The sequence below is a fragment of the Rhizobium sp. 2YAF20 genome (assembly GCF_052114685.1).
GTDB lineage: Bacteria > Pseudomonadota > Alphaproteobacteria > Rhizobiales > Rhizobiaceae > Rhizobium.
This window is the reverse complement of record NZ_JBFRFF010000054.1, coordinates 1-26685: the sequence shown is the minus strand read 5'-3', so window position 1 is coordinate 26685 and position 26685 is coordinate 1. Positions and strand designations below refer to the sequence as shown.

Annotated in this window: 15 protein-coding genes and 4 pseudogenes; 10 read left to right on the top strand and 9 right to left on the bottom strand. The window is 58.4% G+C overall.

Annotated elements, in window-relative coordinates; translation table 11 throughout:
* The first annotated feature begins 5 nt into the window (after positions 1-5).
* Together AB4Z52_RS32630 and AB4Z52_RS32625 are read left to right on the top strand one after the other, a co-directional pair.
* Complete coding sequence (locus tag AB4Z52_RS32630) at positions 6-6008, top strand: alpha-2-macroglobulin (RefSeq protein WP_442222002.1); 6003 nt, start codon at positions 6-8, stop codon at positions 6006-6008.
* Between the two features lie 49 nt (positions 6009-6057).
* Positions 6058-8349: a transglycosylase domain-containing protein gene (locus AB4Z52_RS32625; RefSeq protein WP_442222001.1), complete on the top strand. Its 2292-nt coding sequence runs from the start codon at positions 6058-6060 to the stop codon at positions 8347-8349.
* A 524-nt stretch (positions 8350-8873) separates the two neighbouring features.
* Here AB4Z52_RS32625 and AB4Z52_RS32620 read toward each other — a convergent pair.
* A pseudogene (locus AB4Z52_RS32620) lies at positions 8874-9233 on the bottom strand (transposase); the annotation flags it as partial.
* 560 nt (positions 9234-9793) lie between these two features.
* Positions 9794-11656 (bottom strand): ABC transporter ATP-binding protein, encoded by a 1863-nt coding sequence (locus AB4Z52_RS32615; protein WP_442222000.1) that lies wholly within the window; start codon positions 11654-11656, stop codon positions 9794-9796.
* A gap of 374 nt (positions 11657-12030) precedes the next feature.
* Between AB4Z52_RS32615 and AB4Z52_RS32610 the strand changes: the two are divergent.
* The 3 genes and pseudogenes from AB4Z52_RS32610 to AB4Z52_RS32600 all read left to right on the top strand — a co-directional run.
* Positions 12031-12168, top strand: a pseudogene (locus AB4Z52_RS32610) (transposase); the annotation flags it as partial.
* A 31-nt stretch (positions 12169-12199) separates the two neighbouring features.
* Entirely contained in the window at positions 12200-12640 is a 441-nt protein-coding gene (locus AB4Z52_RS32605) for a hypothetical protein (protein WP_442221999.1), read from the top strand.
* 262 nt (positions 12641-12902) lie between these two features.
* A pseudogene (locus AB4Z52_RS32600) lies at positions 12903-13871 on the top strand (IS5 family transposase).
* 52 nt (positions 13872-13923) lie between these two features.
* Here the strand turns inward: AB4Z52_RS32600 and AB4Z52_RS32595 are convergent.
* A pseudogene (locus tag AB4Z52_RS32595) lies at positions 13924-14049 on the bottom strand (IS6 family transposase); the annotation flags it as partial.
* A gap of 267 nt (positions 14050-14316) precedes the next feature.
* Here AB4Z52_RS32595 and AB4Z52_RS32590 point away from each other — a divergent pair.
* The 3 genes from AB4Z52_RS32590 to AB4Z52_RS32580 all read left to right on the top strand — a co-directional run bounded on the left by AB4Z52_RS32590 (position 14317) and on the right by AB4Z52_RS32580 (position 16536).
* The gene (locus tag AB4Z52_RS32590; RefSeq protein ID WP_442221998.1) at positions 14317-15834 is read left to right on the top strand and encodes a tetratricopeptide repeat protein; all 1518 of its coding nucleotides are present in this window, start codon (positions 14317-14319) and stop codon (positions 15832-15834) included.
* Positions 15835-16004: 170 nt separating this feature from the next.
* A complete protein-coding gene (locus AB4Z52_RS32585) occupies positions 16005-16253 on the top strand; it encodes an RNase A-like domain-containing protein (RefSeq protein WP_442221997.1) in 249 nt (82 codons plus the stop codon).
* Positions 16254-16329: 76 nt separating this feature from the next.
* On the top strand, positions 16330-16536 hold the full coding sequence (locus tag AB4Z52_RS32580) for a contact-dependent growth inhibition system immunity protein (protein WP_442221996.1): 207 nt from the start codon (positions 16330-16332) through the stop codon (positions 16534-16536).
* 44 nt (positions 16537-16580) lie between these two features.
* On the opposite strand, the gene AB4Z52_RS32575 is transcribed toward AB4Z52_RS32580, so the two are convergent.
* Positions 16581-16841: a hypothetical protein gene (locus AB4Z52_RS32575; protein ID WP_442221995.1), complete on the bottom strand. Its 261-nt coding sequence runs from the start codon at positions 16839-16841 to the stop codon at positions 16581-16583.
* A 370-nt stretch (positions 16842-17211) separates the two neighbouring features.
* On the opposite strand from AB4Z52_RS32575, the gene AB4Z52_RS32570 reads away from it, so the two are divergent.
* Complete coding sequence (locus AB4Z52_RS32570) at positions 17212-18108, top strand: hypothetical protein (protein ID WP_442221994.1); 897 nt, start codon at positions 17212-17214, stop codon at positions 18106-18108.
* Between the two features lie 56 nt (positions 18109-18164).
* Here the strand turns inward: AB4Z52_RS32570 and AB4Z52_RS32565 are convergent, their stop codons facing one another.
* From AB4Z52_RS32565 to AB4Z52_RS32545, 5 genes are read right to left on the bottom strand one after another with little or no spacing between them, the layout of a single operon-like run.
* Complete coding sequence (locus AB4Z52_RS32565) at positions 18165-19313, bottom strand: VWA domain-containing protein (protein ID WP_442221993.1); 1149 nt, start codon at positions 19311-19313, stop codon at positions 18165-18167.
* Positions 19310-21631, bottom strand: coding sequence for a DUF5682 family protein (locus AB4Z52_RS32560; RefSeq protein WP_442221992.1), 2322 nt, complete (start codon positions 21629-21631; stop codon positions 19310-19312). Before AB4Z52_RS32560 ends, AB4Z52_RS32565 begins: the two co-directional genes overlap by 4 nt.
* A gap of 3 nt (positions 21632-21634) precedes the next feature.
* Positions 21635-22717 (bottom strand): ATP-binding protein, encoded by a 1083-nt coding sequence (locus tag AB4Z52_RS32555; protein ID WP_442221991.1) that lies wholly within the window; start codon positions 22715-22717, stop codon positions 21635-21637.
* Entirely contained in the window at positions 22710-24122 is a 1413-nt protein-coding gene (locus tag AB4Z52_RS32550; protein ID WP_442221990.1) for a DUF5691 domain-containing protein, read from the bottom strand. Before AB4Z52_RS32550 ends, AB4Z52_RS32555 begins: the two co-directional genes overlap by 8 nt.
* The gene (locus AB4Z52_RS32545; protein WP_442221989.1) at positions 24119-25501 is read right to left on the bottom strand and encodes an SWIM zinc finger family protein; all 1383 of its coding nucleotides are present in this window, start codon (positions 25499-25501) and stop codon (positions 24119-24121) included. Before AB4Z52_RS32545 ends, AB4Z52_RS32550 begins: the two co-directional genes overlap by 4 nt.
* Positions 25502-26115: 614 nt before the next feature.
* Between AB4Z52_RS32545 and AB4Z52_RS32540 the strand changes: the two genes are divergently transcribed.
* Positions 26116-26580, top strand: a complete 465-nt coding sequence (locus tag AB4Z52_RS32540; RefSeq protein ID WP_442221988.1) for a thiol-disulfide oxidoreductase DCC family protein — start codon at positions 26116-26118, stop codon at positions 26578-26580.
* The last annotated feature ends 105 nt before the right edge of the window (positions 26581-26685 follow it).

Below are 26685 nucleotides of genomic sequence, written 5' to 3'. Positions count from 1 at the left end.
GACCAATGAAAAAGATTGTATTTCTCATTGCCCTGGCTCTGGCGTCTTCAGCGCTGGTCTCAAGCGGTTACGCGCAGCAAGGCACCCCCTCGCCGACACTCGATGCGTTGCAACGCGCCGATGGCGTCAAGATCGTGCCGGAGAAGTTTTTACGCGCCTATGATCCCGTGACGATCTTCTTTACCACGGATACGGGCCCCGCAACGGGCGGCCCGGAAGATTCGCCTGAACGTTTGGTGATGATGGAGCCAGCTGTCGCCGGTTCTTGGCAATGGCTTGGTCCCCGCGCCTTGCAGTTTCGACCCGCCGACAAGTGGCAGCCACTTGCGCGCATCAAGATTGGGATGCTGGGTCATGACAAGGAAGCCGGTGGCGAGACAGAGCTGATACCACTGTTGCCGGTTCCGGTGTCCACGCTTCCCGCGTCAGGCGATGATCCTGTCAATGAGCTTGACCAGATCACCTTGACTTTCGCTGAGCCCGTCGATATCGCAGCACTCGCCCGACTGCTGTCGATCGAGCTACGCCCGGCGCCCGGGATCGGCGACGAAGGCGGTTTGATGCTGGGCGCGCAGGACTTCGATATCCAGCCGCTTGAGCGTAACAGCCGTAGCGACCAGCAATCCTATGTCGTCAAGCTGCACACCAGCGTACCGGATGGCCGCGTTGTCCTTGTGCGGTTGAAACTTGCCGATACGCCTGATTTCAGCGATCAGATTTTCGAATTGCGTGCACGCACCGCCGTGCCCTTCACCATGACCAATTCCGATTGCGGGCGCGGCTTCGACGCAGCGACAACAGATGGCATCATGCGCTGCACGTCCAACGCGACGGCTGGCGATTCAAGCGGCCCGGTGGACGACAACGGCAATCCCGTCGACAATGCTGATGCCGGGGCGCCGCCTGCTCCATCGGGCCAGAACCGCGGCCTGACCTTCCGGTTTTCCAGCAATCCAGTGGCCGGCGATCAGCTCTCGGTCCGGGACGCCTTGCGCATCTCTCCCCCTGTTGACGACCTGACGGCGGAAGCAAGCAACGGACATCTCTATATTCATGGCCGCTTTCTCACGGACAAAGTCTATACGCTCAACGTTGCTACGGGTGCTCTGAAGGATGATCGGGGAAGGCCGCTGGCTACCGGATTCAGCGAGAAATTCGCCTTTTCGCCGGAACAGTCTTCGCTCGTCTGGGATGCGTCGCAGGGCGTCGTCGAGCGTTTTGGCCCGCAGCTAGTGCCGTTGCGCGGGCGCGGCTATGATCGGGCCGATGTGCGTATCCACGCCATTGACCCGCTTTCACGCGATTTCTGGCCCTTCCCGCAAGCAGGGCTGGATACGAAGGATGATGACGCGCCGCCTCTGCCCGGCAAGGAGCCACAAAAATGGGCCCCCAGCGACGACATCTCGGCCGATGCCATTGGAGCACGCGTAAAGGCTCTGGGTTCACCAGCCATTTCCCAATTCGTGGATCTCCCCATTCACAAGGGCGGCGTCGACACCAAGTTCGGTCTGGATCTCAAGCCTTTCTTTGCCAAGATTGTTGGTGCGTACCAACCCGGGACCTATCTCGTCGGCTTGCGCGCCGTAGACAATCAAACCCGCCATTGGTTGCGTGTGCAGGTCACCGACCTGACGTTGAGTGCGGTGGAAGAACAGGACCGGGTACGCTTTGCCGTCACATCGCTCGGTACCGGCAGTCCGATAGGCGGTGCGCAAATCCAACTGGATGGCTTGCGGGACGGCAAATACGTCACGCTCGCGGCGGGGACGACGGATGCGCAGGGCTTCTTTTCCTGGGAGCTCAAACAACGCGCCGAGGCCAAGATCCGTCGCGTGATCGTGACGAAGGGACTGGATACTCTCGTGATCGACCCCGATCACGCCCCAGCACAATATGCCCAGGGTAACTGGACCAAACCGGCGGCTTCGTGGCTGGATTGGACTACCAATCCGGACGAGGATCGTGCCGAGCAGGCGCGCACTCTCTGCCATGTCTTCACCGAGCGGCCGATCTACCGGCCGGAAGAACCGGTGCATATCAAGGGATATGTCCGCAGTTATCTCGGCGGCCACTTGACGCTGCCTAAGCAGGGTGGCCAGATCGTGATTACCGGCCCTGACAAACAGGAATGGCGCGTACCGGTGAAGCTGGACGCGTATGGCAGCTTCTACCACAAGTTCGATGCCGAGACGCCAGCAACCGGCGATTATAAGGTTCGCTTTGAACCGGGCGACCCGGCTAAGGCAGCTGACCAAACGGAACCGCAGCAGAAATCCGGCAATGACGACGAGAATGTCGACAGCCAGACGAAGGACAACAATGCGGATGACGGCGAGGCAGATGATGCCCAGTCCGATACCACCCAGCCCGCAGATGCCGATGGCAACGCCACCACCAGCGACGATGCCAGTGATACGGCCGACAACACAGTCCAATGCGGCAGTATCTCCTTCAAGAAGGAGGCCTATCGCCTGCCGACATTCGAAGTCGTGCTCAACAACCCGCAGACCGTACCGCTGGACTCCTCCTTCAACGTCGATCTGATCGCGCGCTATTTTGCCGGCGGCCTGCTGGCGGACCGCCCGATCCGCTGGCGCGCCGTCCAGTATCCCTACAATTGGACGCCGCCTGGCCATGATGGCTTCCTGTTTTCGACGGATTCCCGTTACTCCGGGGGCGATGAATTCAAGTCTTCTCCCGCGCTCGAACGAGACGGCAGCACCGATGCCGGTGGTGCCTCGCGCATCACCTTCGACACGACGATCGAACCCACCGCACAACCCCGCCGCTATATGATCGAGGCGACCGTTACTGGCGACGATGATCTGCAGGTGCGCAGCATCACCAATGTCTGTGCAGTCCCGCCTTTCGTGCTCGGCCTGAAGGTCCCACGCTATGTGCCAAAGCCCGGCGCCATCGAGCCGCAGATCCTGGCTGTCGATGGCAATGGCGATCCCGTCGCCGGACTGGAGATGACGGCGCGCCTGATCCATCGCAACTGGACCTCGACCCTGCAGGCGAGCGATTTCAGCCAGGGCTCGGCGAAATATGTCACCCAGGAGATGGACGACACCGTGCTGGAGCGCAAGATTACCAGCACGAAGGATATTCAGACGCTTGCGCTCGAGGCGACCGATGCCGGCGTCTACATCATCCAGCTAGAGGCCACCGACAAGATTGGCCGCCGCCAGCAGGTGAGCGTCGACTTCTTCGTCGGCGGCACCACGCCGGTCACCTGGTCACAGGCACCTGCGCGCACCGCGGTTGTGACCACCGATAAAGACAGCTACATCCCCGGCGAAACGGCCAATCTTCTGATCCAATCCCCCTTCCAGACAGCACGCGCTCTGGCCGTCATCGAGGAGCCGGAGGGTAAGTTCCGCTATGATTGGGTCGATATCGCCGATGGCTACGGTCATTATGCGGTGACCGTCCGCAAGGAGTATATGCCTGAAGTCCCCGTGCACTTCCTCATCATGCGAGGGCGGCTGGAGACCAGCACTCCCTCACCGAATGCGCCCTTCGATCAAGGCAAGCCCGTCACGATCGCTGCCACGAAGACGGTGACGGTCAAGCCGGTGAAGAATACCGTCACCGTGACGATGGATTATCCGAAGAAAGCCCGACCCGGCGACGAGGTGGAGGTAACCCTGCATCTGGCCGATGATACGGGCCATCCGATCGCCGGCAATGCCACCTTCTGGATGATCGACCAGGCTGTTCTGTCACTCGCGCCCGAGCAGCCGCTGGATCCGTTGCACAATTTCATCGTCAAGCGCCAATCCACCATGGCGCTGCGCGATACCCGCAACATGGCCTTCGGTATCATTCCTCTCGACGAAGTGCCGGGCGGCGATGAACGCGAAGATTGGGGCACGGACAACAATATTTCCGTCCGCAAGAATTTCACGCCGGTTCCGATCTATCTTCCCGACGTGAAGGTCGGCCCGGATGGCACCGCCAAAATCAAGGTGAAATTGCCGGACTCGCTCACGGTCTTCAAGCTGCGCGCCAAGGCCGTCAGCGGCCCGGATCGCTTCGGTTATGGCACCGGCGAAATGTTGATCCGGCAGGAAATCGTGGCTCAGCCCGCCCTGCCTCGCTTCCTGCGGTTCGGAGATCAATTCGAGGCAGGCGTCAATGCTCGCGTGGTCGAAGGCGGCGGTGGCGGCGGTATTGCCACCATCGCATCCGATGGCCTGACGCTGGAGGGCGGCAAGGATCTCTCCTTCGTGTGGGAGCAGAACAAGCCGGCTCACATCGGCGTTCTCGCCTCCGTGCCAGAACCAAAGCCCGGCAAGGAGGATGTGCGACTGCGTTTCGGTGTGGAGCGCCAGGCCGACCATGCTCGCGACAACGTGGAAATCACGCTGCCGGTGAAGCCGGACCGCATCCCGACCAGGGATTACGAAATCGTCGAAATCCCAGCGGGTGGCTCAAAAACACTGTCGGTGCCACAGGAGGATGTTCGTCCCGGATCGTTCCAGCGGGTCATGACCCTGACCTCCGATCCAGCATTGGCGAAGCTGGTCGCCGGGCTCAACGTCCTGTTGGAATCTCCCTATGGCTCCACCGAACAACGCATATCGCTAGCCTCCTCCAGCGTCGTCTTTAAGAGCTTCGCACCCATCTTGGCAGCAGCGAAGCTCGACAAACGCGTAGATGACGATGTCCACAATACAGTGCTCGCAATCGGTCAGGCGGTCGATGCTGACGGTCTTGTCGGCTTCTGGCCGCACAGCAGGGGCAATGTCTCGCTGACGGCCTGGGCCTATTCCTTCCTGGTCGCAGCGGACAAGGCGGGCGAGCCGACCGACAAGGCGTTGACGGATCGTCTTGCCAGCGTGCTGAAACTGTCGCTGCGCTCGGATTATCCTCATCTCATCACCGGTGACGAGATCCGCGAGCGGGTCGAGGCCCTGACGGCCCTGGCCGAAGGCGGTAAGCTCGACCCGGCCTATACAGCCGAACTTGCCCGTTCCGCGGCCTTGATGCCGAACGTCAGCGTTGCCCGGATGACCGCGGCAGCAGCCGGCGCGCCAGATGCCGACCAGCGTCTGGTCGGTGGCCTGGCCGATACGATGTGGTCGCGCGTTCGCATCCTCTCTCGCAATGGCCAGCTGGTCTATGACGGCCAGGCACAGGATGACGGCAACCCCATCATCCTGCCTTCGGAAGCCCGTAGCCTTGCCGAGACGGTGCGCGCGGCGGCTTTGACCTCGGAAGCAGATCCGCGCTATCCCGCTTTGAAAAACGCCTTGCTGCAATTGGGCGAAGGCGACGGATGGGGCTCGACCAACGCCACTTCGGCCGCGATCCGTGCACTCGCAACCGCGTGGCAGAGGCCAACGACGCCCCTGCCATTGACCCTCACTCAGAACGCCGTCGTTCAAGCTCGTACGCTGGACGCGAATACACCTGTGTTACGACAGGTCACCCTGGATCCGGGCAGCGTCACCATCAACAATATGGGGACGACATCCGCTCTCGCGCTGGTCGAAACCAGTTATCTCTCCGCCGAGGCCGGTTACAAGGCGCAAGCCCAGAGTCAGGGCTTCGCTCTCACACGCACGCTCTATCGCGTCGCCGCCGGCGATGTGCCGCCGGAGAAGCTGACCCCCGATGCCAAAGGCACAATCACGCTGAAGGTGGGCGATGTATTGGAAGAGAGGGTCGAACTGGTTGTCTCCGAAGATCGCACCCATGTGGCTCTTACCATGCCGCTTGCAGCGGGACTGGATCCCCTCAATCCTAATATCGCCACGGCTCCGGCCGAGGCGGCACCTGCGGTAGCCTCAACCTTACCCTCGGATTGGGTTTCCTATGGGGACGATCAGGTATTCTCGGCCTCCGACAGGCTGCCGAAGGGCAACTATACCTTTGCCTATCGGATGCGCGCCCTGATCCCCGGTTCCTATACGCAGCCACAGGCCTTCGCCGAGACCATGTACCAAAAGGGCGTGCGAGGAACGAGTGCCGCCTTGCAGATCGTGGTGGTGGCGAAGTAAGCCATCACGATCAGAACAAATATCAGGCAAGGAGCCGGCCAGCCGGGTAGTGACACTGTTGGGAAGCCGTCGATCAAAGTTTTCACTCGTCTCCTCGCTGGTTCTGGTAGCCGGCGCCCTGATCTATGGATATCTCATCAATCAGCGTGCGCAGCTGATTGCGCCTGCACCGACTCCGATACTTTATGACCGTAGCGGTGCTTTTCTCGCGCAGATTGGCCATAGTGACGACGTCAGCGGGCGTGTCGATTATGGCTATTGGCCGCTGGAGCAGTTGCCTGACCGATTCGTCAGGGCGACGCTTGCCCTCGAAGACAGGCGCTTTTTCGAACATGCCGGCGTTGACCCCTACGCCGTCGGCCGTGCGGCGTGGCAAAATCTCGGCGCTGCCAGACACCGCTCTGGCGCTTCGACCATTGCGATGCAAGTGGCGCGAATGCAGCAGCCGGAATCTCGCACAATCGTGCACAAGATCCTGGAGGCCGGTACAGGTGTCTTATTGACCCTGCGTTACGGCCGCCAAGCTGTTCTGGCGCAGTATTTGCGGCTCGCCCCTTATGGCAACGGCAGCCACGGCATCGCGCATGCGGCACGGCTCTATTTCGACAAGCCGGTGGCGGACTTGTCCTGGGCGGAAATCGCCCTGCTGTCGGCGATCCCGCAGTCGCCAACCCGCATGAACCCGCTGCGGCCAGAGGGCTTGCGCCGGGCAATTCAGCGCGGCCATCAGATGTTGGACGTGCTGCTGAAACAAAAGATCATCGATGCCGACGAGGCCGAGATTTCGCATCGTCAGCTCGATGCCGTGCAGATGCCGAATCTGCCCCGCCGCCCGGACGCCCTGCATCTGATACTGCGTTATCGCGATCTCATCGAGAGCCGCCAATTGACGGTCGCCTCCGCGAGCACGCCTCTGATCCAGACGACGATCGACCTTCCTCTCCAAGCCGACGTTACCGCTCTTGCACGACAATATCTCGATCACTGGCGCTCTGCGGGTGCGCAGCAGGTCGGGGCCATGGTGGTGTCACGCCAGACCGGCGAGGTTCTGGCGCAAGTGGGATCGAGCAACTATTACGGCCCCCATGCAGGCGCGTTCGACTACACACGGACACAGCGCTCGCCCGGCTCAACCTTGAAACCCTTTATCTATGCGCTGGCATTCGAACGTGGCGTGCTCAAGCCAACCGACATGTTGCTGGATCTGCCCGAAGGCGCATCAGGCATCGGTGACGCCGACCGCGAATTCCTTGGCCCAATGCTGCCGCGCCAGGCGCTCGCCAATTCGCGCAACGTGCCCGCCACCAATTTGCTGCGTAGTATCGGTCTCGAGACGACCTTCCGCTTCTTGCGCGATCTCGGCCTGCATGATCTGGAAAGCCCCGCCGATTATTTCGGCCTGTCGATGGCGATCGGCTCGCTTCCGACACGTCTGGACAAACTGATGCGCGCCTATGGTGCGCTGGCCAATGACGGTCAGTTGCAGGACCTGCGCTGGGCGCGCGAGCAGCCGCAGCATCAATCAGTGCGGATTATGTCTTTGGACACCGCCCGGTTGATTACGTCCTTCCTATCCGATCCGCAGGCCCGGCTACCGAGCTTCCATCGCTATGGGTCGCTGGAATATCCTTTCCCTGTCGCCATCAAGACCGGCACCTCCCAGGGCTATCGGGATGCCTGGGCTATGGCTTATTCGGAGAAGGTCATTGTCGGCGTCTGGGTCGGGCGCGGCGATGACGGCACCATGAACAGGATGACCGGTGCCAGCAGTGCTGCACGCCTCGTGCATGCGATCATCGATCGGGTCCATGGCAACAAGCCTGGAGATCTCGCCGATGCACGCTTTCCAACCCCGCCGGACCGCAAGCCGGTCGACGTTTGCGTCGTCAATGGGCAGGCCAACGACAACACCTGTAGCCAGACTCTGGTGGAATGGCTGAAGCCCAATGAGATGCCGAAGGTGGCTGCAGTACCACCTCGTCCGGACGCCACTCTCAAATCAGTGCCTATCAATGTTGTTGCCGGGAGGCACCCAGGCTTTTCGCTCGCCAATGTCGATGCTTCTAGCCCGCAGATCCATGTCACCATTTCAGCGCCCACGCGCAACAGTCAGATCTGGCGTAATCCTGAACAGCCAGCCGTATTCGACCGCTTAGCACTGAAAGCCGATGTTGAACCGCATGTGCCGCAAATCGTCTGGTATGTAGACGGTCAGCCTTTCGCAATCACCGATCCCGACCGGCCCGTCTTTTGGCCCATCCAGAGCGGCGAACACCGCTTCCAGATCCGCCTACCCTACCGCGACGAAACCTCAGCAATCGTGCCGGTCTACGTGCAATAGGTGAAAATCGGTTCCGAGGGCTCACCCCACTGATACGAGCGACAACCATTTGGAAATGCAGCGAAAACTTAAAGATTAAATGGGTTATCTCCGCGCCGGTTTTGACCCCACTTTGGCATGGAATTGCTTAAGCAGACCAATACGTTGGGGTCCGCCCGCAAGGAGTGAACTTTCGGATCCGCTTCACACGGATACCCGTATTGACGTCACTCCTTGCCCAGTCAATCTTTTTAGAAGCGCGGGTTTCGCTCCATCAGGCGACACAGTTGTCAGCGTTGCGCCGCTGGACCGCGTCATAGCAGTTTACGGCAACGGGGGTGTGGTTGGCGAAGGCGGTCTGTCTTCAGCCTTTGGTGGTGCGGCGGTCTTCAAGAACGATATGTCCGGGGAATGCTTCATCGGGGTATGGGGAGTCCGCAGCGCCTCACGTTTTCGCAGCAAGCTTCGAGCTCATATGCAAATTATTGTTCACAAAGAAGCGCCCGATGCTCGACTTTCTTTCTGGGGAGCGGAGAAAGAGCGTCCTAAAAGACGTGCGCACATATGAAGGGCAACCAGAGTTTGACCGAGGCCAGGGCAAGGAATCCAGCGAACGAAGCCTTCGTCTTGTCGTAGCGTGTCGCGATACGCCTGAACTGTTTAAGCTTATTGAACATCCGCTCGAAACGGTCTCGATCCTTGTAGGCTCGGAAGTCGCAGGTGGGCGGGTCTTTGCGATTGGCCCTCGGAGGGATGATGGGCCTGATCCCGGGCATCAGCAGTTCTCAGCGGAGGAAGTCGCCATCATAGCCCTTGTCGGCAAGAAATAATTTCGGCTTGCCCACCGGGATGGCCAGCAACGCCGGAACGGCATTTTAATCCGAAGCCTCTCCACCGGTCAGGATGACGCGCTGAACTCGCGATTTAGCAGCCCATTCAGGACCCGGAATGGGTGGCACCGCAAGATGGCCCTCACGCCTCTGGGTGAGAATGACATGTGCCAGCGCCCCTGCGAATATGACCAGGAGCATCCATAGGACGGTGGAACAGGTCATGAAGTGGCTCCCGATCCGAACATGGAGAAAGCGTTGCGGGAACCGGGCAAGGCTCATTGGATTGATTGACCTGAAATCGGCAATCCAAGCAATTGTCACGAACACTTCAATGCTCTTGCCCCACTTATGATCGCAGACAGGCACCACTTGCTTGTGCCAGTCTCCAGCTCTTTCGAGGCAGTTCGCTGCCGTCTTCATCAGCGCCTTTCCAAAGCGAAAGGAAGGTCACTAAGGCGGCGAAGAACAGCAGCGTTGTTGGCCACTGCAAGTAAAGGATACCTAAGGAAAAACCTACCCCCCAGAAATTGAGTCCCGCGATCAAAACGTCGCGAGCGGTAAGAAGCCAGAACAGCGATGCAACCACCCACCACGAACTCAATCACCACCTATCTTGCCCCACGTACCCAGTTCTACCGCGCCGCCGTACTTTCCTCTGGCGCTAGGAAGCCGCCCGATTGCCGGCTCCACAGCCGCGCATAAAGCCCGCCCTTCGCGATCAGCTCCTCGTGCCGGCCTTCCTCGACGATACGGCCCTCGTCAAGCACGATCAGTCGGTCGAGTTGGGCGATGGTGGAAAGACGGTGCGCGATGGCAAGGACGGTCTTGTGCTGCATCAGCTGTTTGAGTTGGCTCTGGATCACCGCTTCCACCTCTGAATCGAGCGCGGAAGTCGCCTCATCCAGGACGAGGATCGGGGCATCCTTCAACAACACGCGGGCGATGGCGATGCGCTGGCGCTGGCCACCGGAGAGCTTGACGCCGCGCTCTCCCACCCGGGATTCGTAGCCTGCGCGACCATCTTGGTCGCCGAGGCCGAGGATGAATTCATGGGCGGCGGCCTGGCGGGCGGCATTCTCGATGGCCCCGCGGTCGATCACCGAACGGCCATAGGCGATGTTGTCGTGAATGGAGCGGTGCAGGAGGGAGTTGTCCTGTGTTACAACGCCGATCTGCTGACGCAGGCTGTCCTGGGTGACATGGGCGATGTCCTGGCCGTCGATCAGGATACGGCCGCCCTGGATAGGATAGAGGCGTAACAGCAGATTGACGAGTGTCGACTTGCCGGCGCCCGAGGGGCCGAGGATGCCGATCTTCTCGCCGGGCCGGATGGTCAGGGACAGATCGGCGAATATCGGTGTGGCACCGACATAGCTGAAGCGCACATGTTCGAAGACGACCTTTCCGTCCGGTACGGTGAGCGTGGCGGCATCGGGATCGTCAACGAGGTCGTGCGGCTTGGCGATGGTGAGCATGCTCTCCTGCACTGTGCCGATATTGTCGAAGACGTCGCGCACCAGATACATCAGCCAGCCCGACATCTGGACGAGGCGCAGTACCAGCGTGATCGCGGCTGCGCCGGCACCAGCAGTCATGTTGCCATGGCTCCACAGGTGGAGCGTCAGGCCTGCCGTCACGACGATCAGCGCGCTGTTGAGGACCTGCAGCACCAGGCTGGCACCAAGGATCAGGCGCATCAGGTCGAGGAAGGCATCATTCCAGCGACGGAGCGATTCCCGCACGGCCGAACGTTCGAGATCGCCACGGGCGAACAGCTTCACGGTGAGGATGTTGGTATAGGAATCGACGATACGCCCGGTGGTCGAGGAACGACCAAGCGAATTCGCCTCGGATAGTTTCAGCGCGCGTGGCACAAACAAACTAAGCAGGGTGGCATAGGCCGCGAGCCAGAGGATCACCGGCAGCATCAGCCGGACATTCACCGAAGCGAAGAAGCCGATGGTCACAGAAGTGAAGATCAGCGCATACCATAGATCGCCGATCACTGCGATGATGGCGGAGCGGATCGACTGGCCAGCTTGGATGACGCGCGCCGACAAGCGTCCGGCGAAATCGTTTTGGAAGTAGCCTAGCGAATGGCCAATCGTGTAGATATGGTTGCGCCAGCGGATCTGGTTGGTCAATGATGGCACTACGATCTGATTGGTAACGACCTGTACCACGAAGAACAGGACCGGCCTGATCACCAGAACAACAAAGGCTGCACCGGCCAGCAACCAGCCATAATCATGGAAGATTGTCTGTGGCGAGTGTTTGTTCAGCAGGTCGACGAACCAGCCGACCATTAGATAAATCCCCGCCTCTACACCGCTGAAGGCCAGTTCGATCACCATAATCGCGGCCAGCCAACCCTTCACCACCTTGAGATGGTGCCACATAAAACGCCACACACCTGTGGGCGGCGTCTCGTGCTCGTCGAACGAGGCAAAGACATCGATGCGGCTCTCGAGATACTGGAAGAGGCGAGAACGCATCTGGGGATCTCCAGGAGGGCAGGTTCGGCGGAAACCGTTCGATCTATCTCGTGGTGCCGCCAGGCGACGTACGCTTTTATGGAGAGGCGGAGCACTGCACCCGTCTACGCCGGCGTTTTGATATCACCCGATGCAATACCGCCGGCGATGGTCCCGAGGATTTTGGCATAATGATGAAAACAACAGACTCGACTGATCATCAGTCGCTTGGAAGATGCTGTACGTCGCGTTATCTGCCCCGACGGCGATTGAATACTTTTTCAAGCAACGCCTCGGAAGCGAATCGGTGGTGCATTTGAAATAAATGCAGAGCCGTTCAGATGTCAAGAAATCGTCGACCTAGGACCTACTAATTTGCTTGCGATCCAGTGCTGTACAAACACCGCCACAAGATCGAAAACATGTTCGGAAAGCTCAAGGACTGGCGTTGCATTCACACTCGATACGACCGCTGCGCCCACACTTTCTTCTCAAGTATTTGTATAGCAGCAGCCGTTATATTCTGGCTCTGATAAACGCGTCCCAACCCAGCAGGAGTTTAATTTGAGACGGTTGTTGTCGCAGTTCTTATTACTGTCTTTTGCATTCATTGGAGCGGTGACGGTACTTTATCACGGCTATTTTTGGTGGCGGGAGCGCGGCCATATGCCGGAGGAAATGTCCGTTCAGGATGATCTATCGTCACCCGACGCCGCTCACCGCGCTATCGTGTTTACGGAAGCAGGAGGAGGCGGCATTTCTCCCTTCTGTAGTGAGCTGGTTTCGGTCGTGCGTGCTGGCATCAGTGAGCAGGCTGCTTGGCCATCGTCCAACTGGGTCTTCTCTGGCAACTGCGGATCGCTGAATCATGTCAGTTGGCAATCCAAGGACCGCCTACTCATTTCCCTCAATCGGTCATTGGCCCAGCGAGGTAACAACGGTCTGTCACTCGAAGGTTTTGGGGACGGCCTCAAGGTGATGGTCCTATACGATTTTTACCCATGAACGTCTTTCGACGAGCCGCAATCGTCATCTTGTGGTCCAATTAACGAGTCCTCACCCTAGAACGATGGAGGTAGCTTTTCGATTGGGGGAAGCCTGCCGAAATATAAATATCTTGTAAAAAAACATGGAGAGATCTGAAGCGGCAAGGAGATCATGTGCCGGAACCGCCCGTGAGACTTAAAGGTGGGAATTGGCGCAGGGATCAAATTTCAACGTTTTGCATCTATGCGGCCTGGATCGAAAATAGCTTGATTGGTCCAGCATGCCTCATAAGCACAACGCCTCCCGTCGACACCGTATCACCAAGATGAAATTCAAAGTGACGAACTGGCAGGAGTACGAGGCGGGTCTTCGTCGCCGTGGCAGTATGACCCTTTGGGTAACGCCGGAAGCGCTTGGCGGTTGGGCCGCGCCACGACGCAAGACAGAGGCCAGCCGCGTTACTCCGATCTGGCGATCGAAACTACTCTGACGCTGGGCATGGTATTCGGACTGCGGCTGCGCCAGAGCGAAGGGCTTTTGAGTTCAGTGCTTGATCTGATGGGACTTGATCTGCCCGTGCCCGATCACACGACACTCAGCCGACGGGCAAGAGCCTGGGTGCCGTCTGCCGAACGACGGATGCGCCAGATGGACCACGTCACGTTTTGGTCGACAGTACCGGGCTGAAGATCTATGGCGCTGGCCAATGGCTGGAAGAAAAGCATGGTGCAAAGTCCCGGCGTGGCTGGCGAAAGCTGCATCTGGTGGTTGATGCCGACAGTGGTGAAATCATTGCGCACAGTCTGACAGATAAGGAAACAGGAGATGCTTCGCAGGTGAAGCCGTTGCTGGACCAGATCGACGATGAGATCGGCCAGTTTACTGCCGATGGCGGCTATGATGGCACTCCGACCTATGAGGCTGTCCTGCGTCATAGCGCAGGCGCAAAGGTCGTCATTCCACCACGCTCGAACGCGGTTGAACGGCCCAACGCCCAAGCATCCTGCCAGAGAGACGACCACATCGCATCGATACAGACAGATGGTCGGCTGAAATGGCAGGCGTCTACCGGCTATGGCGAGCGGGCGCTGATCGAAACGGCGATGGGCAGATACAAGGGCATCATCGGGCCGCGGTTGCGCGCTCGGTCATTCCTTGCTCAGCAGACAGAAGCCGCGATCGGGGTCACCATTCTTGCGGACGCCCGAAATCCGTTCGTTGCGAGGCGTCGACGGCAGCAACAAAATAAGCGGCCTATTAAAGACTGAATTTCGCACATTTGCTGATCCTCGCACCAACGCTGCCAGCATATCCTCGACCATGCGCAGGCTGAGCGGAAACCGGAAATACAGCCAAACGGCATGGGCAATTATCTCCGCTGGAAAGCGGTGGCGACGATAAAGAGGATCACGGGTAAATCTGGTCATCCCACCAGATCCCACATTTTGATCGATGCCCGGTTAACGTTACGGTGCCCCTTAACTCGATGTCCATGAAACCGGCAGCAGGCCAAACAGTATCAAAGGTTGCTGAGTCAAATTTCTACGCCCATTAGTTTTTAGGGCTGTTTTTAACTTGGCAGTTCCATTCTTCCCTAACTGATGCGACGCGTACCGCCTAGGATGGTTATAGCCTGCCGTTCGATCCGATCTGGCGGAGGGCCGCCAACAGCTCAGCATTCGTGAGACGCCTTAATGACAATACTGAAACGCCTCCTTATCTCCGCTACGATCGCCTTGATCGAAGTGGCCAACGCGCATGCCGGTTCGCTCGACTTGCCATCGCCGCAACTCTGCTCGACACCTGCTGACTGCACCAAGCTAATCGACTCGATCAACGAACCAACCAAACTCGCACAGGCGCTTGCTGATCGATGCGGATTCCAGTTCAAACAATCTTCGCTGCAGATGTCGACTCGAGATTGCGACCGGGCTATCGCGCTGGATCCTCTTCTCGTCCCCGCCTACGACATACGGTCCCGGATCAACGATATTATCTCTGGCACGTCACCAAATCCCGGTGAAAAACAGAAGGCCGCGGCGCGATTGAGAGCGGACCTCGACAAGATCGTGGAGCTCGCGCCAAAGCAAGCGAGTTCCTATTTATTGCGAGGCCACCATCTGGTTGAAATCGAGCAATATCAGCTTGCGCTGGAAGATCTTAACCGGGCAGCAGCTATCAGCCCCAACGACCCTCTCGTCTATCTCTTCAGGAGCAGTGCATACAAAGGAACAGGTAAGGACGATCTTGCTCTAAAGGATTGCGAAAAATTTCTTGCCATCGCACCTCCGCGCTCTGACATTTTGACAATGATGGCTGAGATTCATCTTGCGCGCCATGAGCTCGAACAGGCCATGGTACTTGCCGGTCGAGCCGTTGAGCTGAGCTCCGATGAAGGCCGGGCTGACAACGCCAATTTGAGCGTAGCCCTTACGCAACGCGGTCGAATTTACCTCGCGACCGGCGACAAAGGGAAGGCGCGGCAGGACTTCACCTCTGGAATTGCAGCCTATCCAGACGGTAGCGAGGCACGGGAAGCACTAGGTGCTCTCCTCAATAAAAAGATACCTTCGGAATTTGACTGCACCTTCGCCGCTATCAGCGTAGATCAAAACTCAGAATTGCATGCAATCGAAGTTTGCAATGATCTCCTGGAGGTTACCGACAGTCGAACAGCACGAGAGCAGCGCGCCAAACTTTACTTGGGGACGAGGCAGTATGACCTTGCAGTCGCCGACTTCAGCAAATTACTTGCGGTTGACCCAAATAATCTCGGCTATTATCGATCGAGGGCCGAGGCTTTTCACGGCGCCGGAAGACAAGACCTCGCCCTGGCAGATCTGAATAAAGTCATACGCCCGCCCCACACTACCTTCGCCTACCTCCCTCTGCAACAAATCGAGAATTCTCAACGCACCGATCTGGTATTCCGAGCGGAAATCGAAATAGCTGCCGGTCAGCACGCGGAAGCGCTCCGTGATGTTTCCGAAGTATTGGCAAATGCGCCGGAAAATCCGTACGCATTGACGATTCGAGCTTGGTTGAAGACGCGCCAAGGTAATTTGATTGAAGCAAAGCAGGATTTGGACCTTGTGGTCGCGAAAAACGGATTCATCTTTCGCGAACTGCTCACGAAAGTTAGGGATGCATTGACGCGAGAATCACAAGCCGATGCGGAGGCCGCTTTTGGCGAGCTCTTTCAGGACATCTAACGCTATCTGCAGCCATCGCGCCGTGGAGATCTTGGAAAATGCTGCGAACCTAGCGCGGCCCCCTGTTCGCCCGAGCGGCAGTTGCCACGGGTTTCAAAAGAGCGGGCAGACTTAAAGTTTCTATGTGCTACAACTCAATGGAGAAACGCTCTGTCGGGTGATAGCAATTCATGCGGCGGCGAGCGGGTGCTGATCTATCCGCGAGACTCGCAAGTGATCCTAGCTTGACTAGCGCTTCGTCGTTTCCAAATCTCGATACCGCAGGTAAGGCTATCGCGAATACTATTTCTGATAATCAGGCGACGGTCTCATCTTGGATGGGAGGAAACTCAAACAAGTTGGTAATCAGTACCACGTCTGAGTCAAACGTAGGTAAAGTCATGCAGCAGGGAGAAAATTGCATCTTTTACAACCAATAGGACGACTGTTGTTCTCATAAAAGACCCACTAAGCAAAAATGGGTAGGCCCTTTTAACTTCATATCCGGATTTGTAGATGGACGACTTGGTAAGGCAGTTCTTCGGGGGCTATTTTCATCAGGATTGGCGCTTGGAGTATGGCAGCTATAAAGCCGCTATCGAAGATTTTGTAAGAAATGCTGAACCTCAGCAGCTTGACGTGGTGCTGGAGTTTATTGACGCATTTCTATCGAGCGGAGATTACGAGGAATTTGATATGGTGAAATTTGGGGGGGGTCTATGATCCCAATGGCGACGGGTTATCCAAACTCGATTTTTTGAACGCTGTTAAGCAATCGATTCTGTCAAGAAATGGGCCTGACCTCTCCTCAATTTGATAACAGCTGAGGGAATCCTTGCGGTCGGTTCGGCGACGAAAGTCGCCTGAAAACTGGAATAAGCCGCAAGCGGAGCAGCAAACGCGGCCGGCTCGCGTACTATCATCACCCTGGACGGCACGACTGTCATCGTTCCCGCTGGGTACAAGCCCTCACCTTCGCCGGAGCGGCCGCGAACGATGTTGGCGGTCGTCCTTTTGATCTGCCGCATTTTCCCTCTCATTATTTGTGCGACAACGAGACTGGCTGCACCGGAATCGGGTTCGTTTGCCGCCCCTTAATGGCGTTAATCGCCTGATTGCGGAATCTTCGCATCAGCAGCTTTGGTCGCCGAAAGCAGTCATGACGACTTCTTCGAAATCGGACCAATCCTCGGCTATGGGCATATTGCCATGTGTTGCAGTCGTGCCGCTGACGTCAAAAGGCCTGCTCCAAGGAAAGATCCTCTCCATGCTCGCAAGATCGATCGACGGCTGCAATGTCACGGAGCGGACTGCTGACGGATGGGAGAGATCTGCTATGTAAGCCGCGCGGACGAGCACGCCGGCTCAATTCCCGACGAATAATCATGAGTAAAGAAGATGAACATCGATTGGCAACCCCATCGAATTGAACGGCTACCGCGGCCGGCAAATGACGCCCGCTTCGCAATAGCAGATAATGGCACCTGTTTTGGTCTCTTTCGCCGCCACGATTCGGCAAAGGTTTGGTCGCTCTGGTCATCAGACCAAGGCTATTGCGCCGACCTATCGTTGCCGGAAGATTTCAAATTTCCGATCTTCGCCCCACTTCAAAATCGCGGGGTACTTGTTGCCAATGGCCTTTGCCCTTGGATTGATGGGGAGACTCCAGGCTTGAATGCACATTTATTCGATGCCAACGGCAAGGTGTTGGAATCCTTCCACGCCGGCAGCAGCATTAGCGACATTCAAGGAGACTCTGCAGGACGCATCTGGATTTCCTATTTTGATGAAGGCGTGTTCGGCAATCACGGTTGGAACGGTCCGGGGCCGGCGGGTTTGGGCAGTGGGGGCTTGGTTTGCGTCGACATCGCGGGGCACATCCACTGGCAGCATAACCACCCTGAGGCCGAACGGTACATTGATGACTGCTACGCACTGAATGTCACCGGCTTGGACATATGGTTTTACTATTACAGTGACTTTTGCCTCGGCCAGATCAGACCCGAGTTCATGACATCCTATTCGGAAGTGCCCTTTAGAGGATCACATGCTTTTGCTACAGACGGCAAGATTTTCGTGTTTGCAGCGCAATACCGCGAAGAGCCAACCCTATGCCATCTGGCCGTTCTGGGGCCCGAGGGAATGAAATGCCGCGCGAACATACGATTGGTATTGCCCAAGGACGTCGATCTCAACCCTCGAATCACCCTCATCAAAGCTCGAGGAGAATGGTTGCATTTGTTTCAAGCGGGTATCTGGGCAGCTTACCATTTGAGCGATCTTCCGAACGTGTGAGGCACACTGTCGGGTGATTCCTCGTATCAAATCAGTTGGTCGGACCATGAAAGCTTTCAGGAACCCCGAACAAGCTCAATACCGTTCGCGCTGGCCCATTGGCCGATATCTTGCCTGGTCAACGCGGTCGCCATCAGGTCCGGAAATTGATCCGGCGTGCAGGCGAAGACCGGGCAGTCCATCGCGGCGATCGCACCGGCGTGACGAGCATCGTAGCTGGGCCTGCCATCGTCAGAAAGCGCCAGCAGAACGATCACATTGACGCCGGAGTGCTTGAGCCCGGCAACGCGCGCCAACATTGAAGCGGCGTCTCCACCTTCGTAAAGATCGGTAACGAGAACGAGATGCGTTTTGCTCGGACGGTCGATCTTGGTCTCGCAATAAGCGAGCGCTGCATTGATGTCCGTGCCGCCACCGAGTTGCACACCGAAGAGAACCTTCACTGGGTCGGAGAGATCCTCTGTCAAATCAACGATCGAGGTATCGAAACAGACGAGTTTCGTCGATAGAACCGGAAGCGAGGCCATCACGGCTGCAAAAATCGACGAGTAGACGACCGAGGATGCCATGGAACCGGACTGATCCACGCAAAGCATGACGTGATCGAGATCAGCGCGCGTCCGACTCTTCCGCGCGAATCCAACCAGAGTTTCCGGCACGATCGTATTGAGATCCGCCTGGTAGTGGCGGAGATTGGCACGGATCGTCCTTGGCCAGTCGATATCGGCATGCCGGGGGCGATGTGTGCGCTGCGAACGGTTCAAGGCGCCCGTTATCTTCTCCACTGTCTGTGACTGCAACCGCTTCATCAGATCCTCGACGACCTTACCGACCACCGCGCGCGCGGTCTCCATCGTCTTTTCGGGCATCGCCCCGCGAAGTGAGATAAGATCTGCGACGAGATGCACATCCGCTTCCAGCGTCTCGAGAAACTCCGGCTCTAGCATCAGCGCCTTGAGGTTGAGGCGCTCGAACGCGTCCTTCTGGATGACCTGCACGACGGGCGTCGGAAAGAATTCGCGAATGTCGCCAAGCCAACGCGAAACCTTTGGCGATGAGGCGCCCAGCCCACCGCGCCCCTTGGGGCTATCGGATTCGTAAAGTGCGGAAAGCGCGCGGCTCAGCCGTTGGTCACGCTCACCAAGCCCATCCATGTCGTCGTCGCCGAGTGCCAGCTTCCAGCGGCGGATGCGTTCTGAGCTCATGCGTCCAATCCCAGGATTTGCCTCAGTAAAGGCAACGCGCGTTCAAAGACCGGATTGTGTTCGGCCGTCTCCATTGCGACTGACGGTTCCTTCCTTCCACCCGCGATGCGCGCCATGATGCGCTTACGGCCAATCATGTCGAAACCGGACAGTGCTCGCCGGAGAAGGGGCAGGCTCTCCACGAAGACCTCCTCATTGAGCCCACAAAGCCATTCGTCAATCAAGAAGAGCAGCGCCTGATCCTGGATCAGGACTTCGGCCGCCCCGGCGATAAAGGCTTCGACGAATGCCCCAGCTCTCGCAGCCGTCTCGCCGATGATCTTGCGCGAAAAGGCGGCGGCGATTTGCGTTTCATCCCAAAGACCGAGATCATGCAGCCGGCGCAAGCTGAAGCCGATGACCGGCGTCACGACCTGTTCGTCATCGACGATGAGAGCGAGCTGTCGCCGCCATTCATCAAGCAAAGCGACATCCGCAAAGAGGCCGAGCGCTTCATCATAGGCGCGCATCGCCATCATTCGCTTCGACGTAGCGTCGTCGTCCAATTGGCGGGAGCCGATACGGATACCGGCATTCACTTCTACACTCAGCGCATTGATGAGCGCACGAAGCTCCGCCTCCGGCAGTTTTCGGGCACTGCCATAGCGAACGATGCGCACGAGGGGCGCCACCGCATTCATCAGATCTGTAATGTCGCTGCTCTGCGCGGCGGCGGCCTGCAGAAGATCGATACACGCGCTTGCCGCCTCTGGAAGATCCGCAACAAGTGCACCACGAACGAGATCCGAAAGCTGCGCAACACCGCCAGCCTTGCGGCCTCGATCGACTGTCGCTGTCCCCGCCGCCTGCTCGATCGTCAGGCCCCAGACCAGGGCTTCGGCCAGACCCACGGACATATCGGGCGACCAGGCAAGCCTCCAGATTTCGCGATAAGTTCCACGCCCGGCTTCGGCGTCGATCAGGCGGCCCCAATGGACGCCTATCAGATTGAGACGGTGCAGAAAGGTCGATTTGAGGAGACCGGCCTCACTGCGTAGATCGAGTTTGATCTCATTGGCCGTCTCGTCAGGCTTCAGACGCGTCTTGCGACACCAAACCTCGAAATCCTTGGCAAGCGGCATTTGCGGAACCGCGGCGTCAATCTCTCCGATCCGGTTGCCGATATAAAGCTGGCGCTCGATCATCGCGAGTTGCACGTCATCGCCATGGCAAAGCGAGGAAAGCGAGGCGTCTCGCATCTCGGCAAGGCCTGGCACGCTGAGGCCGCGCATGCTCGCAAGCCCAAGCGCCAGTCGGGCCGCCTCGATCGCCGATGCCGTCGAAGCGTCGAACCCCTCCTGTCGCAATAAGGCGGCCGTTCTCGCCTGCCAGATGGCGGCAAAGGCCTCCGGTCCTTCGCGCCGATCGCCCGAATAAAGCCCCCATAAATGTCGATACCAGCCGGGCGAAATAACCCCTGCCCCATAACCGGAGGCGTAGCTTAAGCGCCCATCACTCCACGGCGCCCAGGTCGCCTCCACCTTGATCTTCGGCAGGTCCTTGATGATGGATCGGTCTTCGGCAGCCGTTGTCTCGGCACGGAGACCGCCGATATGCCAGGCGCCCACGACGACGGCGACCTCACCCTCATAGCTCTTCAACGCATCCCGGATATGGCCGCGCATGAAGGCCTCGCGGCGATTTTCACGAAGCCATTCGGTTTCACTCATACCGCCGACATCGGCTTGGTGCTGCCTTGTTTCCATCATCGCCGTCTCGATGGCCGCGAAGATGTCGAGCGGTGATTGGCTATCAGCCCCCTGCTCGATCAACCCATTCCAGAAGCTCTCGCCATCACTATGGCCGGCGGCCTCCGCCAGAAGATCAAGCGGATCGAGGCGCGCAGACGATGTATTGGAGACCATATCTTCCGTGCTTGCCGATGTCTCTGCAGCTTCCTCTTCCTCGACTCTCTTTTGAAGCGCGGCAAGCGCCTCCTCCCGGGCAAGCTTGCCAAGTGCCAGGGAGACGGACGCCGGCCAATCGATGAAGCGAACGGGCCGCTCATGGGTGAGCGCCCATTGCATGGCAACCCATTCCGGAGAAAACTCAGCAAGCGGCGCAAAGACAGCATTGGCTGCCTCATCGGCCGCATAGAACAACATGGCAAGCGGCGGCTTCATGCCGGCAAGACCGGCATGTTGAATCAAAGCATCTCCCTCGGGCGATCCCTCGATCAGCACGCAGGCAGGATCGAGCGCGTCGAGTGCGCCTTTTAAGAGCGCGGCCGACCCCGGCCCATGATGCCTGATGCCGAAAAGATGCGCTTTCCTCTTCATTGCTTAGATGACCTCGCGGATGGCCTCGTAGAGATCGCTCCAGCCATCGCGCGTGCGCATGACGGTTTCGAGATATTCCGCGAGCGCCACGCTATCCTGCACCGGATCCTTGACCACGGCGCCGACAATATTGGTCGCCAATGCATTGGCGTCGATGCGGCCATCTCCGAAATGGGCTGCTTCTGCCCAGGCCGACACACCGACGGAAATTGCCTCTGCGGTTGAGAGCGTGCCGGTGGAAGTCTTGAGCTTCACCTTGCCATTCAACGTCTTGCCGTCACGGATTTCACGGAAAACGGTGACGATACGAGCGAGTTCTTTATCCGCGGGCTGGATCGGCGGCAGGCTAAGATTGGTGCCGATCTCGCCGACCCGTTTGACGACGATCTGGGTTTCTTCCTCTAGCGTAGCTGGCGACGGTAGCACCACGACATTGAAGCGGCGTTTTAGCGCCGATGATAAATCGTTGACGCCCTTGTCACGATTGTTGGCGGTGGCAATGATGTTGAAGCCACGCTCGGCGTTGATTGCAGTATCGAGTTCAGGCACCGGCAATGTCTTTTCCGAGAGAACCGTGATCAGCGTATCTTGTACATCCGAGCCCATACGCGTCAGTTCTTCGAGCCGAAGAAGCGTGCCCTCCTCCATTGCCCGCACAAGCGGCGTTTTGACCAATGCGTCTGGAGACGGTCCTTTTGCCAGCAACAGAGCATAATTCCAGCCATAGCGGATCTGGTTTTCGTCGGTCCCCGCCGTGCACTGGATCAGGCGCTGCGACGAGCCGGATATCGCCGCAGCAAGATGCTCTGAAACCCAGGACTTCGCCGTACCCGGCAGGCCGAGCAGCAGGAGGGCCCGGTCGGTCGCCAACGTCGCTACCGCGGTCTCGATCAGCCGCCGGTTTCCAACATATTTGGCCGATATCAGGCTGCCGTCGGATGCTGTACCGCCGAGAAGGTAGGTGACGACCGCCTGCGGCGAGAGTTTCCAGTTGGCCGGTCTTGGACGATCGTCGCCCTTCGCAAGTGCAGCCAGTTCGCCTGCATAGATCTGTTCTGCAGGACGGCGAAGTTGGGCTTCAGGCATAGGCGGTCTCCAGACTGTCCATGAAATCGAGGAAAAGGAAGGCATTGCCGCACTTGACGGGATCGAGCGCAGCAAGTTCGCTGCGGAGCGTCGAACGCATCGATGACGGGCACATAACGGCTATATCGTCGAGAATATTCGCATCATAACGCGCGCTGTCTTTGTGCAGCGAGCGCCATGGCTTTGACTGCAAGACCGCGCTGAAGGCATTTTCCGTTGCCTGCCCTTCGAGCCATTGCGCCATCAGGCGGATCGTCCATGGTGATGTCTCGGCGGGCCACCTGTCCGGCTGAAAGATATGCTCGACCCAGAGCTGCCGCATCTCGGGACTGTAATCGGTCAGCATTTCGGCATCGAACGCGGAAAAAGCTTCCCAGCTGTTGCGAAGATGACGGTCGGCAATCACCTTCACGATGTCGAGCCGCCGGTCACGCGTTGCCATGAAAAGGAAGGCCGTCAGCAGATCACCCTGCTTTTCAGCCGCCGCCACCATTGCATCCACCGAAAGCGATAATGACGCCGCCAGCAAATCCAAGCCGACCGAGCCGAATGTGTCGTCAAGCCATCTCATCTTGGTGAGGTCTTTGACTGTCGCGGGCAGTTCCAACGCCAGAACCGCTTTCTTGAAGATCAAACCGGATTTCGAAACCTTCACCCGCTCGAGCGCTGCACGCAGTGCCGGATTGTCTCCTTCGTAGCCCGGCAAACGAACGAGCAGCCTTTGAGCCATTTCACGAACACGCGGTGCCCGATCCTTGTCCAGACCTTTTAGAAACGGTGCATCTTTTTCCGAAAGGTTGCCTCGCAAGGCGCCAAGGAGACGCAAGCGGCTTTCGGCACTCTCGGTGAGCCAGACAGCCTCGATCAACGCCCGCGCGGCATCGGGATCGATTGCCCGACGGGCAGCGACATAGCCCGATTTCGCAACCGGCGTGGCAAGCATCCAGGTCTCGTCGCTTAGCCGGTCCGGCGCGAAGTAGTTTTGTTTCTGTGCGACCGGGGTTTCCTGCTGCGAAAAGGCAAGCGCTGCTGCTCCAAGATCCTGCGCGTGCGTCTTCACGAAGCCTTCGAGTTTAGGCAGGTCGAATGGATGCATCCGCAGCTTCTTATCACCCAGGGCATGAACCATCGCCGTGGACAATTGGGCGGACGCCTGATTCTTGCCCGAAAGGAGCCGAAGAAAAAGTACTCTTGACGGATCCGGCAAGATCGCCGCTTGATCGGAGACGACGTCTTCAACCTGAAACTGCGCCGGCGGCAGCGGGCGGTCGAAGCGCAATGCCTGGCCGGCCAGTGCTAGCGCCTGCAGGGGGTCGGTCGCGCCGATGGCGTCAAGCGGCAAACCGTCCCGAGCGCCGGCCAGAAGCTTCGGCAGGATCGCATTCCTGAGGTTCGATACACTCATGCGATCCACCGCCCGAGAGCGGTTTCCGACCAGCAGAGTGTCAGTTCGCTGCCGTCCCAGAGACCTACACCGTCGATCGCTTCGCACTGCAGAAGCGGCCAACTCGCCGCTGATTGCGACTTTGACAGTGGAAGGCTGACTTGGTTGCCGCTGAGGTAGACGGCCTGGCCAGACCGCTTCAGCCGCGCTCCGCGGAACATGACCGGATAATCGCCGAGCCAGGGTTTCTCGATCAAGGCCTTTTCATAAAGACCGTAAGCAACGTCGAGATCGTGGGTGGGCAGCGCCAGGGGAGCATCGGACGCGTCGCCGCCGGTGATCTGCCTGGCAATCACTGCCCGCAGCGGCACGTTCGACCGGTAAAAGACCAGTTCGGCGTCGAGGGTATCGCCGACACTATAGCCGCTTGACGAAGCGCCGGTAGAAACCGGCACATATTCGATCAGTACAGCATGGCGATCGCTGCCACGAAGCCAGGTCTCGATCCGGCGCAATTTGTCCGGCTGTACCTCACTGCGAGTTGCCCACACCCGCCATGTGCTGGAAACCCGCTCTGCCCCTTCGTCTGCAAGGAGTGCCTCACGCGCGACGGTCCATCCGATCATTTGCCTGATGTCGTGGCGCAACGGCTCCGCCAACAGCTCCTGCCGACGATATGCCTGCGCCATCAGATGCAGCATGCCAAGCTCCTGAACGGCAGCGGTTGGTCGCGCCGCCTCCACGAGCGCAAAAAGCCTTGCCGGTATGGTATCCACGCGAGCGGCCAGTCCTGGAGCCTTGGCATCGAACAGGCGTTGGGCCATCATCCGGCACATGGACGTCGCCTTGGAGGGAAATGCAGCAAGCCCCGCATCCATCTGGTCTGCAAGCCAGACATCCAGTTCGTCAAGTCCGTTGGCGATGGCAGCTTCTCGCTCGAGGCGGTTACGCTCGCGCGCCGCTGCCGCGCGCGCTTCTGACTTCGGATCGAAGACGATCTCTGTTTCTTCGACCGCCGCAATCGAAGCCTTCGTCCTCTCCGTACCGGCTGCCGGCACTATAGCGGATGGTCCGCGGCGGCGCGAAAGCCAGTCGTTTACCCAGTCCGGTGGCGTTCCGGTCGAGAAATCGACCTTACCTTCAACACGCATCCACATGAGGGCGAGCGAATGCTTGCACGGGAACTTACGGCTCGGACAACTGCATTTGTAACCGGCATCGGCTTCGGTCACGGCAATTCTGTAGGGAGTTGCACCGGACCCCTGACATTCGCCCCATAACAGCCCCGAACCGTCCTGAGCGAGCGTCGGCCAAGTTGAGGGTTTAAGAAGTTTCTTCGCCGCGGCAAGCGAACCCTGATCTGGTGCGAGTTCCTCGACCTTTGCCAGACTTAAACTCAATGGTACCCTCGACTCGATTGCATCCCATGATAGCGATTTCTGGCATGGCACAAGACAATGTGCAACGCCAACTTGGCGGCGCACCAACAGGCGATGACGCCCCGGCGCTGGCCATCGTGAAACCTGTAGCTGGTGCGCAATATTAGGCCGGTTTTCGGCGAACGCCAAAATACACGGTCTTGAATGGATCAGAACCGAGGACCAGTAAATCCAAACGGCTCAGCATGTCACGCGATTTGGCCTTCCCATGCTTTCGGCGTTCCTGTTGAGACCTTATGCGATCTCTTCAGCACAAACCGGGAACGCATATCCGGGGAGACGCACATACACGAGCCGGCCGTAACAACGATTTATGGAACTCGGCAGTCCTCAATTGCTACAACAGTTAGGTCGAGTTCTTGCACGGTAATTTTCGCTGGGGGTGCGCTCGGGGCAAATTTGGCATAGTGAGACTTGTTGCCATCGTTCAGCACAAACAGCGAAAGGGGCACGGTCTCAGGCTAAACAATTTCATGGAGACAGAGGCCAAAAATGGGGACCCGGCAGAAATAGCGGCTCTTGCTCGCAAAGCGGTCAAGATGGAAAAGGCGATTGGCGGCTAGGGATATAGATTCGTGAGCGAGACGAAAGACAGCATCATCATTTTCGACACCGACTGTGTTCTGTGCTCGGCCTGGGTAGGGTTCATCCTCGAACACGAGCGTGACCAAGCTTTCCTCTTCGTCTCGGCCTGGTCAGAAACGGGGGCGACGCTGGCAAATGGCAACGGAATGAAGCCAGCCGACCTTAACGAAACCTATCTGGTTATCGAGGGCGGGCGCGGGCTGACGCATTCGGATGCCGGGCTGGCGATTGTCCGGCATCTGCACATGCCGTGGCGGGCTTTGGGCGTACTGCGAATCCTACCGAAACCACTCCGGGACGCGGTCTATCGCCTCGTCGCCCGCAACCGCTACCGCTGGTTCGGTTATCGCGCTCAATGCTTCGTCCCACCGTCGGGCCAAAGCCACCGGTTCATCGAAGGCAGTCGTTCAACGGCGCCGCCAGGTCATCGGCAAGCCGTCGGCGGGACGGAGTGAATAGCGCGCCGCTGGCTCAGGCATGGCGGCCAAAGGTTCAGGAGCAAAGTGTTGCAGCATCGTCGCCAGTGCCAATGCGGTTTCCATCAGCCCGAAATTCTGCCC

Coding starts and splice junctions, on each gene's coding strand:
- AB4Z52_RS32570 (WP_442221994.1), top strand. CDS start 17,212: ATGAACATCGATTGGCAACCCCATCGAATTGAACGGCTACCGCGGCCG.
- AB4Z52_RS32555 (WP_442221991.1), bottom strand. CDS start 22,717: ATGCCTGAAGCCCAACTTCGCCGTCCTGCAGAACAGATCTATGCAGGC.
- AB4Z52_RS32590 (WP_442221998.1), top strand. CDS start 14,317: ATGACAATACTGAAACGCCTCCTTATCTCCGCTACGATCGCCTTGATC.
- AB4Z52_RS32560 (WP_442221992.1), bottom strand. CDS start 21,631: ATGAAGAGGAAAGCGCATCTTTTCGGCATCAGGCATCATGGGCCGGGG.
- AB4Z52_RS32615 (WP_442222000.1), bottom strand. CDS start 11,656: ATGCGTTCTCGCCTCTTCCAGTATCTCGAGAGCCGCATCGATGTCTTT.
- AB4Z52_RS32580 (WP_442221996.1), top strand. CDS start 16,330: ATGGACGACTTGGTAAGGCAGTTCTTCGGGGGCTATTTTCATCAGGAT.
- AB4Z52_RS32550 (WP_442221990.1), bottom strand. CDS start 24,122: ATGAGTGTATCGAACCTCAGGAATGCGATCCTGCCGAAGCTTCTGGCC.
- AB4Z52_RS32565 (WP_442221993.1), bottom strand. CDS start 19,313: ATGAGCTCAGAACGCATCCGCCGCTGGAAGCTGGCACTCGGCGACGAC.
- AB4Z52_RS32575 (WP_442221995.1), bottom strand. CDS start 16,841: ATGCGGCAGATCAAAAGGACGACCGCCAACATCGTTCGCGGCCGCTCC.
- AB4Z52_RS32630 (WP_442222002.1), top strand. CDS start 6: ATGAAAAAGATTGTATTTCTCATTGCCCTGGCTCTGGCGTCTTCAGCG.
- AB4Z52_RS32585 (WP_442221997.1), top strand. CDS start 16,005: ATGCGGCGGCGAGCGGGTGCTGATCTATCCGCGAGACTCGCAAGTGAT.